Origin of the sequence: Halomonas sp. Y3 (assembly GCF_024137965.1) — a bacterium.
Taxonomy (GTDB): Bacteria; Pseudomonadota; Gammaproteobacteria; order Pseudomonadales; family Halomonadaceae; genus Halomonas; species Halomonas mongoliensis.
Window position 1 is genome coordinate 3,640,421 of the sequence record NZ_CP099975.1, and the last position, 14,292, is coordinate 3,654,712.

Genomic DNA, 14,292 nt, shown 5'->3' on the forward strand with positions numbered 1-14,292 from the left:
CTCCCATCCACCGCCGGAGCCGAGCATGACCGCCGACGAGCGCCTGGAGGCCTTCTGCGCCTTCTTCAATAAACTGGACAAAAGCTGTACAAGAGAGCTCTACGAGTTCTATACTCCTGACGTGCTCTTTATCGACCCGCTTCACCGGATAGAGGGCTCAAGGGCGCTGGAGCGCTACTTTGCGACCCTGTACGAGAATGTGACAGCGTGCCGTTTCCGCTTCCACGACCGTCAGGCCTCGGGCCAGCAGGCCTTCGTGACCTGGACCATGCAGCTGGTCCACCCGCGGCTGAACGGCGGGCGCGAGATCGAGGTCGAGGGCTGCTCCCAGCTGACCTTCGCCGAGGACGGCCGAGTGGCCCGGCACCGCGACTACTTCGATGCCGCCGCCCTGCTCTACGAGCGCCTGCCGCTGCTGGGCGGGGTCATACGGATGGTGAAGCGACGAATCGACGGCTGACCGGGGGCATCCGGCGGCCGCCAACACCGGCGCACCGCGCCGACCCAGGAGGTCCCATGCCCCTCGATGGCAAGCAACGCATCTGGCTCACCGGTGCCACCTCAGGCATCGGCCGCGCCCTGGCGCTGCGCCTGCTGGCCGATGGCCACCGGGTGGCGCTGAGCGCGCGCAGCGAATCGGCCCTGGCCGAGCTCTCCGAGGGGCATGCCAACGCCCTGCTGCTGCCCCTGGACGTGAGCGATCGCGCCGCCGTGGCACGCGCCGGGGAGCGCCTGGCGGAGGCCTTCGGCGGGCTGGACCTGGCGCTGCTCAACGCCGGCACCTGCGAGTACCTGGAGGCTCGCTCCTTCGACGTGGACCTGGTGGAGCGGGTCTTCGCTCCGAACTTTCACGGCGCCATCTACTGCATCGATGCCGCCCTGCCGCTGCTGCGCCGGGCCAGGACCGAGGGGGGCCGGCCGCTGCTCGCCGCCACCTCCAGCGCCGCGGCCTACCTGCCGCTGCCCCGGGCCGAGGCCTACGGCGCCTCCAAGGCGGCGCTCAGCCACTTTCTCGAGTCCCTGCGCCTGGACCTGCACGGCGAGGGTATCGACGTCAGCCTGATCCACCCCGGCTTCGTGAAGACCCCGCTGACCGACCGCAACGACTTCGCGATGCCGCTGCGTATCGAGGCCGCCCAGGCCGCCGAGGCGATCCTCCAGGGGCTCGCCCGCCGCCGTCTGGATATCCACTTCCCGCGCCGCTTCACCCTGCTGGTGAAGCTGATGGGGCTGCTGCCCCCGGCGCTGCGCTACCGCCTGGGCCTGCGCCTGGTGCGCCAGCCTTCCACCGCGGAGACCACCCCATGACCGCCTTTCAACACCCCTCCGGAATGGCCGTGCCCAGGCGCCGCATCGCCGTGGTCGGCAGCGGCATCGGCGGCATGGCCGCCGCCTGGTACCTGTCGAGCCGCCACCAGGTCACCCTCTTCGAGGCAGACGAGCGCCTGGGCGGACACACCGCCACCGTGGATGTCGAGCTGGACGGCAGGCACTACGCCATCGATACCGGCTTTATCGTCTTCAACGACTGGACCTACCCCCACTTCCAGCGGCTGCTGGCGCGGCTGGGGGTGCGCACCCAGCCCACCGAGATGAGCTTCTCGGTGCACGAGACGGCCCGGGACTTCGAGTACAACGGCCACACCCTGGCGAGCCTCTTTGCCCAGCGCCGCAACCTGCTGCGGCCGAGCTTCTACCGCCTGCTGCGCGATATCCTGCGCTTCAACCGGGAGGCGACCCGGGCCCTGGAGAGCGGCGACCTGGCCCCGTCCATGACCCTGGGCGAGTGGCTCGCGGCCAACGGCTACAATGAAGCCTTCCAGCGCCGCTACCTGCTGCCCATGGGGGCGGCCATCTGGTCCGGCAGCCTCCAGGAGCTGCGCGACTTCCCGCTGCAGTTCTTCGTGCGCTTCTTCCGCAACCACGGCCTGCTCTCGGTAAACGACCGTCCCCAGTGGCACACCCTGGTCGGGGGCTCGCGCAGCTATATTCCGGCGCTGACCGCCCCCTATGCCGGCCGCATCCGGCTCTCGACCCCGGTGCGGGGCATCCGCCGCCTGGTCGACGGCGTGGAGCTGCGCACCGACGCGGGCAGCGAGCGCTTCGACGAGGTGGTGCTGGCCTGCCACGCCGACCAGGCGCTGGCCATGCTGGAGGACCCGACCCCCGCCGAGCGGGAGATCCTCGCCGCCCTGCCCTACCAGGATAACGAGGTGGTGCTGCATACCGACACCCGCCTGCTGCCCCGCCGTCGCCGGGCCTGGGCGAGCTGGAACTACCGGCTGGACGACCGCGACGAGGGCCAGCGCATCTCCGTCACCTACGACATGAACATCCTCCAGCGGCTCGAGGCGCCCCACACCTTCTGCGTGACCCTCAACGACGGCGACGCCGTCGCACCGGACAAGGTGCTGGGACGCTTCACCTATGCCCACCCCCAGTTCACCCTGGCCGGCGAGGCGGCCAAGGCGCGCCACGCCGAGATCTCCGGCGCCGCCCTGCACACCCACTACTGCGGCGCCTACTGGCGCAACGGCTTCCACGAGGACGGCGTCTGGAGCGCCCTGCGGGTGGCCCGCGCCCTGGGCTGCGACGAGGAGGAGCCGCGTCCCGGCGAGCCCGGCTGGGCCCCCGCCGTTCCGGAAGAGAGCGCCGCATGAGCTGCCCCCCCCGCTCCCGGGTCTACCGCGGCACCCTGCGCCACCGGCGCTTCCTGCCGCGCACTCACGCCTTCACCTACCGGGTGTGGATGGCCTGGCTGGACCTGGACGAGCTGCCCGCGCTGTTCGACGGCGTCCCCGGCTTCAGCGCCCGGCGCCGCGCCCTGGCGCGGTTTCGCCGCGACGACTACCTGGCCCCCCACGACCGGCCGCTGAAGGAGGTGGTGCGCGAGGAGCTGGAGAAGCAGCTGGGGTTCGCGCCCGACGGGCGCATCTGCCTGCTGACCCAGCTGCGCCTGCTGGGGGTGGGGTTCAACCCGATCTCGCTCTACTACGCCTTCGACGCCTCGGGCGAGCTGCGTGCCGTGCTCGGCGAGGTGAGCAATGTGCCCTGGGGAGAGCGCGTCCGCTACGCCTGCGCCGTGGACCCGAGGCGCCAGAGCCACGCCGCCGAGTTCGCCAAGGCGATGCATGTCTCGCCCTTCAACCCCATGGAGATGACCTACCGCTGGCGCTTCAACACTCCCGGGGGCCAGCTGCTGATGCATATGGAGAACTGGCAGGCGGGCGAGCGCCACTTCGACGCCACCCTGACCCTCGAGGCCAGCCCGGCGACCCGGGGCGAGCTGCTGCGCACCCTGATGCGCCAGCCCTGGATGAGCCTCAAGACCCTGGCCGGCATCCACTTCGAGGCCCTGCGCCTGTGGCTCAAGCGCGTGCCGATCCATGACCACCCCGGCCCCGACCCGAGATCCCGTGAGGAGAGTTCATCGTGAACACCCTGCGCTCTGCTAGCACCACCCGCCCCCTGGCGGAGGAGACCGACCGCCTGACCCGCTGGCTGCAACCGCGCCTGCTGGCCCAGCTCGACCGCCTGGAGGGCGGCCAGGTGACCCTGATCGAGGGGCACCGCCGCCATCGCCTGGGCCAGGGCGGCGAGCTGAACGTCACCCTGGTGGTGCGCAACAGCCGGGTGTGGAAGCGCCTGGCCCTGGGGGGCACCGTGGGCGCCGCCGAGGCCTACATGGACGGGGACTGGGATGCCGACGACCTGGTGGCCCTGGTGCGTCTCTTTGCCCTCAACCTGGAGCGGGTCAACGGCGAGATGGAAAACGGCACCGCGCGGCTCGGCCGCTGGCTGCTGACCGCCCTCTATGGCCTGCAGCGCAACAGCCTCAAGGGCTCCCGACGCAATATCGCCGCCCACTACGATATCGGCAACGAGCTCTTCGCCACCTTCCTGGACAAGCACCACCGGATGTACTCCAGCGCCGTCTTTCCCTACCCGGAAGCGAGCCTGGAGGAGGCCTCCACCTTCAAGCTGGACCTCATGCTCGACCGCCTGGACGTGCGCCCCGAGCATCACCTGCTGGAGATCGGCACCGGCTGGGGCGGGCTCGCCATCCACGCGGCGAAGACCCGCGGCTGCCGGGTCACCACCACCACCATCTCCGAGGAGCAGCACGCGCATACCGCTCAGCGCATCGCCGAGGAGGGGCTCGGCGATCGCATCACCCTGCTCAAGCGGGACTACCGGGAGCTTCAGGGGCGCTTCGACCGGCTGATCTCGGTGGAGATGGTGGAGGCGGTGGGGCACCAGTACCTGGACACCTACCTGGCCACCCTCGACCGGCTGCTGACCGACGACGGCCAGGCCATGCTCCAGGCGATCACCATTCGCGACCAGCGCTTCGAGGAGGCCAAGCGCGAGATGGACTTCATCAAGCGCTATATCTTCCCCGGCGGCTTCCTGCCCTCCCATCGCGCCCTGCTCGACGGGCTGGCCCGCCGCACCTCACTCAACGTGCTCTCCCTGGACGAGATCGGCCTCCACTATGCGCGCACCCTGCGCGAGTGGCGCCACCGCTTCGAGGCCAGCCTGGAGACCGTGCGCAAGCTCGGCTATGACGAGCGCTTCATCCGCATGTGGCGCTACTACCTCTGCTACTGCGAGGGGGGCTTCCTGGAGCGCACCATCGGCACCTGCCACCTGCTGGTGGCCAAGCCGGGGGCGCGACCGGCGCCCCAGACCGGCGGCCTGTGAGGGCGTTCCGTGCTCGCCGCCCTGCGTGAGCCCGCCGGCCGCCGGCTGCTGATCAACTTCACCGCCTTCGAGCTGGGCTGGCTGGCCTGCGTGCTGGGGGGGTCGGCGATCGGCGCCCTGGCGGCGGCGGCGATCCTCGCCCTGCACCTGGGCTGGCAGGCGCGCCCCGGGGAGTGGCGCTGGCTGGCGGGCTTCGCCCTGCTGGGCCTGGCGGTGGACGGCGGCCTGCACCTGGCCGGCGGCTTCGATTTCGGCGAGGCCACGCTGGCCTTCGGCCTACTGCCGCCCTGGCTCTGGCTGCTCTGGCCGCTGTTCGCCACCCTGCTTCACCACTCCCTGGCCTGGCTCTGGCAGCGCCCCTGGCTGGCGGTGGTCGGCGGCGCCCTCAGCGGCCCCCTCTCTTACTACGCCGGCGCCCGCCTGGCGAGAGTCGAGCTCGCCCCCTGGCTGCTGCCCGCCCAGGCGCTGGTATGGGGCCTGCTCTGCCTGTGGCTAACCGTTCGCCTCGGCCGCGGCGAGCGCAGCACCCGGCCCTGAGCCCTTCCGCTGCGCTCTCGGCGTGCATTCCCCCTGCGTGGACAGTAGACTTAATGCCAGTCGCCTGGCGGCGGCCACGTCGCTGCCGCGCACAATAACTTCGACCTTCGGAATGACTCAGTGACCAAGCAACACTCCTTTGATCGCGAAGAACTGCTGGCCTGCTCCCGCGGCGAGCTGTTCGGCCCGGGCAATGCGCAGCTGCCGGCCCCCAACATGCTGATGCTCGACCGCATCACCCGCATCTACGAGGATGGCGGCGACTTCGGCAAGGGAGAGCTGATCGCCGAGCTGGATATCCACCCCGACCTGTGGTTCTTCGACTGCCACTTCCCCGGCGACCCGGTCATGCCCGGCTGCCTGGGGCTGGATGCCATGTGGCAGCTGGTCGGCTTCTACCTGGGCTGGCTGGGCAACCCCGGCCGCGGCCGCGCCCTGGGCTGCGGCGAGGTGAAGTTCACCGGCCAGATCCTGCCCGATGCCAAGAAGGTCACCTACAAGATCGATATCAAGCGCATCATTACCCGGCGCCTGATCCTCGGCATCGCCGACGGCACCGTGTCGGTCGATGGCCGCGACATCTACCAGGCCACCGACCTGCGCGTGGGCCTGTTCACCTCCACCGCGAACTTCTGAATCAGGAGGCTTCCATGCGACGAGTGGTAGTCACCGGCCTGGGTATCGTGTCCTGTCTGGGCAATGACCGTCAGGCCGTTCTCGAGGCGCTCAAGGAAGGGCGTTCCGGTATCCGTTTCAAGGAGGAGTACGCCGAGCGCGGCTTCCGCAGCCAGGTGGCAGGGGTGGTCGATATCGACCTGGACGCCCTGATCGACCGCAAGCTGAGACGCTTCATGGGCGACGCCGCGGCCTTCGCCTATGTGAGCATGGCCCAGGCCATCGAGGACTCGGGGCTGACCCCGGAGATGGTCTCCAGCGAGCGCACCGGCCTGATCGCCGGCTCCGGCGGCGCCTCCAGCGCCAACCAGGTCGAGGCCGCCGACGTGATGCGCGAGAAGGGCCTGCGCCGGGTGGGTCCCTACCGGGTCACCCGCACCATGGGCAGCACCGTCTCCGCCTGCCTGGCCACGCCGTTCAAGATCAAGGGGGTCAACTACTCGATCTCCTCGGCCTGCGCCACCTCCGCCCACTGCATCGGCAACGCCATGGAGCAGATCCAGATGGGCAAGCAGGACGTGGTCTTCGCCGGCGGCGGCGAGGAGGAGCACTGGACCCTCTCCTGCCTGTTCGACGCCATGGGGGCGCTCTCCACCCAGTACAACGAGAGCCCAGAGAAGGCCTCCCGCCCCTATGACCAGGCCCGCGACGGCTTCGTCATCGCCGGCGGCGGCGGCATGCTGGTGCTCGAGGAGCTGGAGCACGCCCGCGCCCGCGGCGCGAAGATCTACGCCGAAGTGGTCGGCTACGGCGCCACCTCCGACGGCCACGACATGGTCGCCCCCTCCGGCGAAGGCGCCATGCGCTGCATGCGTCAGGCCATGGCCACGGTGGACGGCAAGATCGACTACATCAACACCCACGGCACCTCCACCCCGGTGGGCGACGTGGCCGAGCTCAAGGCGATCCGCGAGGTGTTCGGCAACACCACCCCGGCCATGAGCTCCACCAAGTCGCTGACCGGCCACTCCCTGGGCGCCACCGGCGTGCAGGAGGCGATCTACTCGCTGCTGATGATGGAGAACGACTTCATCGCCGCCTCGGCCAACGTCGAGACCCTCGACGAGCAGGCCGACGGCTTCGATATCGTCACCCAGCGTCGCGATGGCGTGAACATCGAGCGGGTGCTCTCCAACAGCTTCGGCTTCGGCGGCACCAACGCCTGCCTGGTGCTGGAGAAATTCAAGGACTGAGTTCAAGGACTGGGCTCGAGGAGTGAGCCCGACAGCCTGCCCGGCAGACACGAGAACGGCGCCCCGCGGGGCGCCGTTCTCGTTCGCGTCTCGTCATCGGGCCCTGCCGTCAGCCGGGTGCCCCTCAGGCCGACGGTCGCGGCACCTCGGAGATCTCCGCCAGCCGGGCCTCGATCCACGCCTCCACCTCGACCAGCACCTCCTCCGGCGTGCGGCCGGCGGTCGCGATGGGCTCGCCGACTACCAGGGAGAGCCGCCCGGGATTCTTGATCCAGTGGCGCCCCGGCCAGCGTTCGCCGGCGTTGTGGGCCACCGGCACCACCGGCACCCCGGCACGGCAGGCGATCACCGCACCGCTCTTGTTGTAGCGCTTGCGGTGCCCCGGTGCGACCCGGGTCCCCTCCGGAAAGATCAGCACCGAGAGCCCCTCGTCCAGGCGCTGCTTGCCCTGGGTCAGCACCTGCTTCATGGCCCGGGCGGGCCGGCTGCGGTCCAGGGCGATGGGATGCAGCAGGCGCAGCCCCCAGCCGAACAGCGGGATGCGCAGCAGCTCCTGCTTGAGCACGGTGCAGACCGGTGGCTTGAGGATCTGCAGGTAGATGGTCTCCCACTCGCACTGGTGGTTGGCCAGGATAACGCAGGCCCCCTCGGGCAGGTGCTCGCGGCCGCGGATCTCGTAGCGCACCCCGCAGGCCCAGCGAAACCAGGCGGTGATCAGGTGGTTGTAGACGTTGAGCAGGCGGTAGCGGCCGCTCAGCGGCAGCAGCGGCGCCAGCGGCAGGAAGAGCACCCCGCACACCAGCATGACCAGGAAGTAGCCGACGTAGAAGAGCAGGCTGCGCAGGGCATTCATGAGGACGCGGGTCCCTCCGGCGACTCCTGGCAGCGATGGTTGGCCTGGCACCAGGCGTCCAGCATGGTCCCCACCTCCAGCCGCCAGGGTTTCTGGTGCACGCCGAATACCTCCAGCACCCGCCGGCAGTTGAGCACTCGGCGCAGCGGGTGGTCGTGGTGGTGGTGCAGCGCCTTGACCTCGCCCAGGGTCACCTGCTCGCCGCGCCCCTCGAGGCGGGTGGCGAGCTGGGTGCGCACCATGGAGACGAAGGTGTAGACGCTGACCGGCTCGGTGCCCGCCATATGGTAGCTGCCCCAGGCACCGGCCCCGCAGTGCTGCTGCTGGAGCATGCCGATCAGCGCCATGGCCACGGCGTCCGCCGAGGTGGGGCAGCAGGTGACGTCGGCCTCGCCGCGCACCTCGCGACCGCTCACCAGGGTGTCGATCAGCTCGGCCAGCCAGGCGTGGCCACCCTCCAGGGCAAACAGCGGGCCCAGGCGCACGATCAGGTGGCGCGGATGCTCCGCGCGAATGCGGTCGCCGGTGACGACCAGGCGGCGCAGGCTCTCGTCACGGGGGCGCGGAATGACATGCTCGTCGATGGGCTCGGCGAAGCCGTCCTCGTAGAGCTGGTCGGAGACGCACCACACCAGGGGGACGCCCGCCTCCCGGCAGCGCTCCATGCACTGCTCCACCGCCTCGGCGTGGGCGCTGACCTCCGCCGGCGCCGCCCGGATGGGGCGCGACAGCGGCGGAATGATCAGCGCATCCGGCGCCACCTCGGCAAGCCGTTCGGCATCGACCACGCTGGCGGCGTCGATCACCAGCTCGGTGTCGCTCCGCCGGTTGGCCTCTCGCGCCAGTGCCAGGCTCAGGCAGTGGCCGGCATCCAGTATCAGCAGCTTCACTCGTGCTCCTCCCTGCGCCCCCGGGGCTCCCGGTGTCCCGCGTCCGACAAGGTGGTCAGAACGGGATTTCGTCATCGAAGTCGTCGAAGCTGCCAGGATCCGGCGCCCCGTAGTTACCCTGCTGGTTGCCCTGCTGGCCCTGCTGCTGCTGGCCGCCCGGCTGGGCCGGCGCGGGGCGCTGCTGGGGCTGGGCCGGCCGCTGAGGCTGACCGCCGAAGCCGCCGCCCTGCTGAGGCTGACCGCCGAAGCCGCCGCTCTGCTGAGGCTGGCCACCATAGCCGCCGCCCTGCTGGGGCGCACCGCCGCCGTACTGACCGCCCTGATAGCCCCCCTGCGGGGCCTGGCCACCGCCCTGGAAATCACCGCCGCCTCGAGAGTCGAGCATCTGCATGTCGTTGACCACGATCTCGGTGGTGTAGCGGTCCTGGCCGTCCTGGCCCTGCCATTTGCGGGTCTGCAGGCGCCCCTCGACGTAGACCTTGCTGCCCTTCTTGAGATACTGCTGGGCGATCTCGGCCAGCTTGTTGAACATCACCACGTTGTGCCACTCGGTGCGCTCCTGGCGCTGGCCGGACTGCTTGTCCATCCAGGTGTCGGTGGTCGCCAGCCGCAGGTTGGCGACCGGCGCACCGGAGGGCATGAAGCGAACCTCGGGATCCTGTCCCAGGTTGCCGATAAGAATGACCTTGTTGACGCCGCGGGCCATTTGGGACTCCTTTAATCATGAATGCATGTGTCTGCAGGCAGGCCTGCAGGATGGCGCATCGGGCGCCCGGTTGCGAGCGCGGCCGAGGGTTGCGCTCTCCCTCAGGCGCGCTCCTTGCCATTATCGATCACTCTGGCCAGCGCCTGCTCGTCGAGGCGCTGGCGATCCACCTTCAGGTAGGCCAGCCGCTCCTCGGGCACCACCAGCACGTCCTCCACACCTGCCACCTCGGCAAAGCGCGCGGCGAGGCTCTCCAGGGCCGTTCCCTGGTGCTCCTCATCCAGGGCCACCACCTCGCTGGCCAGGTGGGGCGGCGGTGACATGCCCGCCATGGCCGCCAGCCAGCCCAGCGCCAGCAGGCCGGCCCCGACAAAGACCGCGGAGAGGCCCCACTGCTGGGCCAGGAAGCCGCCCAGCACCCCGCCCAGGAAGGCGCCCAGGAACTGGCTGGTGGAGTAGACCCCCATGGCGGTGCCCTTGGCGCCCGCCGGGGCCAGCTTGCTGAGCATGGAGGGCAGGGTCGCCTCGAGCAGGTTGAAGGCCACGAAGAAGAGCCACAGCCAGGCCAGCAACCCCCAGAGGCCGCCACCCAGCCCCGCCATGCCGCCCAGGCTCAGGGCGATGGCGCCGATGGCGGCCAGACACATCGCCTTCATCTGACGGCGCTTCTCGGCCAGGATCACCAGCGGAATCATGCCGATGAAGGCCAGCAGCATCACGCCCAGGTAGGTGAGGCCGTGACGCTCCACCGCGATGCCGGCCTCCACCAGCCGGAAGGGCACGGCAACGAAGATCGCCATCAGGACCAGGTGCAGGGCGAAGATGGAGAGGTCCAGGCGCAGCAGGTCCGAGCGCCCCAGGGTCGACCCGAGCTGGGCCCGGTCGATGCCCACGTCGCGATGGCGCAGGCGCCGCGGCGCAGGCGGCACCAGCCGCCACAGAACGATGAGCCCCAGCCCCGCCAGTAGCGCAGTGAACCAGAACACCGAGGAGAGCCCGAAGGCGGCGGCCAGCCAGGGCCCCAGCACCATGGCCACGGCGAAGGCCACGCCGATGGAGAGGCCGATGGTGGCCATGGCGGCGGTGCGCACCTGCTCCCGGGTCTGGTCGGCGAGCAGCGCCATGATGGCCGCGGCCACCGCCCCGCTGCCCTGCAGGCAGCGCCCCAGGATCACGCCGCCGATGCTATCGGCGTTGGCCGCCACCACGCTGCCGACCAGGAAGAGCAGCAGGCCAAAGGCGATGACCGGCTTGCGGCCGAGGCGGTCGGAGAGAGCGCCGAAGGGGATCTGCAGCACCGCCTGGGTCAGGCCGTAGACGCCCAGCGCCAGCCCCACCAGCAGCGGCGTGGCGCCGACCAGCTCATCGGCGTAGAGCGCCAGCACCGGCAGCACCATGAACAGGCCCAGCATGCGCGTGGCATAGAGGCCAGCCAGGCCGGAAATGGCACGCCGCTCGGCGGGGAGCAGCAGCCCGGAAACCTTTCGCATAGGGTTGTTGACGTTCCATGCTCGGGTGCGAGGCACCCCTGAGTGAATCGCATATTCTAGCGGCTCGCCGCCACCCAGGGAAAGCCGCACCCCGGCGTTGCTTTGCCGCCGCCGCGGGCGGGCCCGTATAATCGATCTTTTGCCGCGGCCACGAGGTAGGAATGGACAGGATTCTGGTCAGGGGTGCGCGCACCCACAACCTGAAGGAGATCGACGTCGAGCTGCCCCGGGACAAGCTGATCGTGGTCACCGGGCTCTCCGGCTCCGGCAAGTCGTCGCTGGCCTTCGATACCCTCTATGCCGAGGGGCAGCGCCGCTACGTGGAGTCGCTCTCCACCTATGCCCGCCAGTTCCTGTCGATGATGGAGAAGCCCGACGTCGACCATATCGAGGGGCTCTCTCCAGCGATCTCCATCGAGCAGAAGTCCACCTCCCACAACCCCCGCTCCACGGTGGGGACCATCACCGAGATCTACGACTACCTGCGCCTGCTGTTCGCCCGGGCCGGCACGCCCCGCTGCCCGGAGCACGGCGAGGACCTGGAGGCCCAGACCGTCTCCCAGATGGTGGACCAGGTGCTGGCCCTGCCCGAGGGCAGCAAGCTGATGCTGCTGGCCCCGGTGGTCAAGGGGCGCAAGGGGGAGCACCTGCAGCTGCTGGCCGAGCTGCGCGCCCAGGGCTTCGTGCGCGCCATGATCGACGGCCAGGTGCTGGAGCTCGACGACGTCGCGCCTCTCGACAAGAACAAGAAGCACGACATCAGCGTGGTGGTGGACCGCATCAAGGTACGCGACGGCCTCCAGCAGCGCCTGGCGGAGTCCTTCGAGACGGCCCTGGGTCTCTCCGACGGCGTCGCCATGATCCACTTCATGGAGGGCGAGCGCGAGGATATCGCCTTCTCGGCGCGCTTCGCCTGCCCCCAGTGCGGCTACTCCATCGCCGAGCTGGAGCCGCGCATGTTCTCCTTCAACAACCCCGCCGGCGCCTGCGCCACCTGCGACGGCCTGGGGGTCCAGCAGGTGTTCGACCCCGAGAAGCTGATCAGCCATCCGGAGCTCTCTCTGGCGGAGGGGGTGATCAAGGGCTGGGACCGGCGCAGCGTCTTCTACTTCAACCAGCTCCAGGCCGTGGCGGAGCACTACCGCTTCACCCTGGAGACCCCCTGGCAGGAGCTCGCCCGCCACGAGCGCGAGGTGATCCTCCACGGCAGCGGTCACGACGAGATCGCCTTCCACTACGTCAACGACCGCGGCCGCAAGGTGACCCGCCACCACCCCTTCGAGGGGGTGCTGCCCAACCTGCAGCGGCGCTACCGCGAGACCGAGTCCAATATGGTCCGGGAGGAGCTGGCCCGCTACATCGCCGTACAGCCCTGCCCCGCCTGTCACGGCTCCCGGCTGCGCAAGGAGTCCCGCCACGTCTTCATCGACGAGCACACCCTGCCGCAGATGGTGCACCTGCCCATCGGCGAGGCCTGGCGCTACTTCAAGACCCTCGAGCTGCCGGGCCGCCGCGGCGAGATCGCCGTGAAGATCGTCAACGAGATCCACGCCCGCCTGGAGTTCCTGGTCAACGTGGGGCTCGACTACCTGACCCTGGAGCGCAGCGCCGACACCCTCTCCGGCGGCGAGGCCCAGCGCATCCGGCTGGCGAGCCAGATCGGCGCCGGCCTGGTGGGGGTCATGTATATCCTCGACGAGCCCTCCATCGGGCTGCACCAGCGCGACAACGACCGCCTGCTCAAGACCCTGGAGCATCTGCGCGACCTGGGTAACACCGTGATCGTGGTGGAGCACGACGAGGACGCCATCCGCGCCGCCGACCATGTGCTCGACATCGGCCCCGGGGCCGGGGTCCACGGTGGCCGGGTCATCGCCCAGGGCACCCCCGAGGCGGTGATGGCGACCCCAGAGTCGCTCACCGGCCAGTACCTGGCCGGCACCCGGCGCATCGAGGTCCCGCCCTGGCGGATTCCCGGCAACCCGGAGAAGGTGCTCCGCCTGGTGGGGGCCACCGGCAACAACCTCCAGGACGTGACCCTCGAGCTGCCGCTGGGGCTCTTCATCTGCGTCACCGGCGTCTCCGGCTCCGGCAAGTCGACGCTGATCAACTCGACCCTGATGCCCATCGCGGCCCGGGAGCTCAACCACGCCACCAGCCTCACCCCGGCTCCCCACCGCGGCATCGAGGGGCTCGATCAGCTCGACAAGGTGATCGACATCGACCAGAGCCCCATCGGCCGCACGCCGCGCTCCAACCCGGCCACCTACACCGGCATCTTCACCCCGATCCGCGAGCTCTTCGCCGGCACCCAGGAGGCGCGCTCCCGGGGCTACAAGCCGGGGCGCTTCTCCTTCAACGTCAAGGGCGGGCGCTGCGAGGCGTGCCAGGGCGAGGGGATGATCAAGGTGGAGATGCACTTCCTCCCCGACATCTACGTGCCTTGCGACGTCTGCAAGGGGAAGCGCTACAACCGCGAGACCCTGGAGATCCAGTACAAGGGCAAGAGCATCGACGAGGTGCTGCAGATGACCGTGGAGGACGCCCTGGCGTTCTTCTCCCCGGTGCCGGCCATCGCCCGCCGCCTGCAGACCCTGCTCGACGTGGGACTCTCCTATATCCGCCTGGGGCAGAGCGCCACGACGCTGTCCGGCGGCGAGGCCCAGCGGGTCAAGCTGGCCCGGGAGCTGGCCAAGCGCGACACCGGCAAGACCCTCTATATCCTCGACGAGCCCACCACCGGGCTGCACTTCGAGGATATCCGCCAGCTGCTCACCGTGCTGCACCGCCTGCGCGACCACGGCAACACCATCGTGGTGATCGAACACAACCTGGACGTGATCAAGACCGCCGACTGGATCGTCGACCTCGGCCCCGAGGGCGGCTCCGGCGGCGGGCGCATCATCGCCGAGGGCACCCCGGAGCAGGTGGCCAAGATGGAGGCCTCCCATACCGGGCGCTTCCTCAGGCCGCTGCTGGAGCGGGCCGAGCAAAGCAAGAAAAGGACAGAAAGCGTCAACTGATGCCCCAGAGGGCAGCGGCGCCGGGGGCAGGCCTGGAGGGGGTCCTACGCCAGGGATGGCGTCGGTAGCGCCCAGGGAGGGGTTCACAGCGCCCCCGCTCAGGCCTGTCGCCGGAAAAGCCGCGGATTCAGCCCACTCACCGGAACTCCTCTCAGCATGCCCAAGATGAAAAAAACCGGCCCCTCGAGAGGGGCCGGTTTGGCGTGCCTTGGCGGAAGGCC

Annotated in this window: 13 protein-coding genes; 9 read left to right on the forward strand and 4 right to left on the reverse strand. The window is 69.7% G+C overall.

Annotated features, from left to right (window positions below):
• The first annotated feature begins 25 nt into the window (after positions 1 to 25).
• The 8 genes from NHL60_RS17235 to fabB all read left to right on the forward strand — a co-directional run bounded on the left by NHL60_RS17235 (position 26) and on the right by fabB (position 7,109).
• A complete protein-coding gene (locus NHL60_RS17235) occupies positions 26 to 460 on the forward strand; it encodes a nuclear transport factor 2 family protein (RefSeq protein ID WP_253446297.1) in 435 nt (144 codons plus the stop codon).
• 56 nt (positions 461 to 516) lie between these two features.
• Positions 517 to 1,308, forward strand: a complete 792-nt coding sequence (locus NHL60_RS17240; RefSeq protein ID WP_253446300.1) for an SDR family NAD(P)-dependent oxidoreductase — start codon at positions 517 to 519, stop codon at positions 1,306 to 1,308.
• Positions 1,305 to 2,660: an NAD(P)/FAD-dependent oxidoreductase gene (locus NHL60_RS17245; RefSeq protein ID WP_253446302.1), complete on the forward strand. Its 1,356-nt coding sequence runs from the start codon at positions 1,305 to 1,307 to the stop codon at positions 2,658 to 2,660. The genes NHL60_RS17240 and NHL60_RS17245 overlap by 4 nt, the downstream gene beginning before the upstream one ends.
• Positions 2,657 to 3,436, forward strand: coding sequence for a DUF1365 domain-containing protein (locus NHL60_RS17250; protein ID WP_253446305.1), 780 nt, complete (start codon positions 2,657 to 2,659; stop codon positions 3,434 to 3,436). The genes NHL60_RS17245 and NHL60_RS17250 overlap by 4 nt, the downstream gene beginning before the upstream one ends.
• On the forward strand, positions 3,433 to 4,704 hold the full coding sequence (locus tag NHL60_RS17255; protein ID WP_253446307.1) for a cyclopropane-fatty-acyl-phospholipid synthase family protein: 1,272 nt from the start codon (positions 3,433 to 3,435) through the stop codon (positions 4,702 to 4,704). The genes NHL60_RS17250 and NHL60_RS17255 overlap by 4 nt, the downstream gene beginning before the upstream one ends.
• A gap of 9 nt (positions 4,705 to 4,713) precedes the next feature.
• A complete protein-coding gene (locus tag NHL60_RS17260; RefSeq protein WP_253446309.1) occupies positions 4,714 to 5,241 on the forward strand; it encodes a DUF2878 domain-containing protein in 528 nt (175 codons plus the stop codon).
• A 120-nt stretch (positions 5,242 to 5,361) separates the two neighbouring features.
• The gene (fabA, locus tag NHL60_RS17265; protein ID WP_119022599.1) at positions 5,362 to 5,877 is read left to right on the forward strand and encodes a 3-hydroxyacyl-[acyl-carrier-protein] dehydratase FabA; all 516 of its coding nucleotides are present in this window, start codon (positions 5,362 to 5,364) and stop codon (positions 5,875 to 5,877) included.
• A 14-nt stretch (positions 5,878 to 5,891) separates the two neighbouring features.
• Positions 5,892 to 7,109 carry a beta-ketoacyl-ACP synthase I gene (fabB, locus tag NHL60_RS17270; protein WP_253446311.1) on the forward strand — a complete coding sequence of 406 codons (1,218 nt, stop codon included), beginning with the start codon at positions 5,892 to 5,894 and terminating at the stop codon, positions 7,107 to 7,109.
• 124 nt (positions 7,110 to 7,233) lie between these two features.
• Here fabB and NHL60_RS17275 read toward each other — a convergent pair whose 3' ends face one another.
• The 4 genes from NHL60_RS17275 to NHL60_RS17290 form a co-directional block, all read right to left on the reverse strand.
• On the reverse strand, positions 7,234 to 7,962 hold the full coding sequence (locus NHL60_RS17275; RefSeq protein WP_253446313.1) for a 1-acyl-sn-glycerol-3-phosphate acyltransferase: 729 nt from the start codon (positions 7,960 to 7,962) through the stop codon (positions 7,234 to 7,236).
• Complete coding sequence (locus NHL60_RS17280; RefSeq protein WP_253446316.1) at positions 7,959 to 8,852, reverse strand: sugar nucleotide-binding protein; 894 nt, start codon at positions 8,850 to 8,852, stop codon at positions 7,959 to 7,961. Before NHL60_RS17280 ends, NHL60_RS17275 begins: the two co-directional genes overlap by 4 nt.
• A gap of 55 nt (positions 8,853 to 8,907) precedes the next feature.
• Complete coding sequence (locus tag NHL60_RS17285) at positions 8,908 to 9,558, reverse strand: single-stranded DNA-binding protein (RefSeq protein ID WP_253446319.1); 651 nt, start codon at positions 9,556 to 9,558, stop codon at positions 8,908 to 8,910.
• A gap of 101 nt (positions 9,559 to 9,659) precedes the next feature.
• The gene (locus tag NHL60_RS17290; RefSeq protein ID WP_253446322.1) at positions 9,660 to 11,048 is read right to left on the reverse strand and encodes an MFS transporter; all 1,389 of its coding nucleotides are present in this window, start codon (positions 11,046 to 11,048) and stop codon (positions 9,660 to 9,662) included.
• Positions 11,049 to 11,209: 161 nt separating this feature from the next.
• Between NHL60_RS17290 and uvrA the strand changes: the two genes are divergently transcribed.
• The gene (gene uvrA, locus NHL60_RS17295) at positions 11,210 to 14,071 is read left to right on the forward strand and encodes an excinuclease ABC subunit UvrA (RefSeq protein ID WP_253446324.1); all 2,862 of its coding nucleotides are present in this window, start codon (positions 11,210 to 11,212) and stop codon (positions 14,069 to 14,071) included.
• The last annotated feature ends 221 nt before the right edge of the window (positions 14,072 to 14,292 follow it).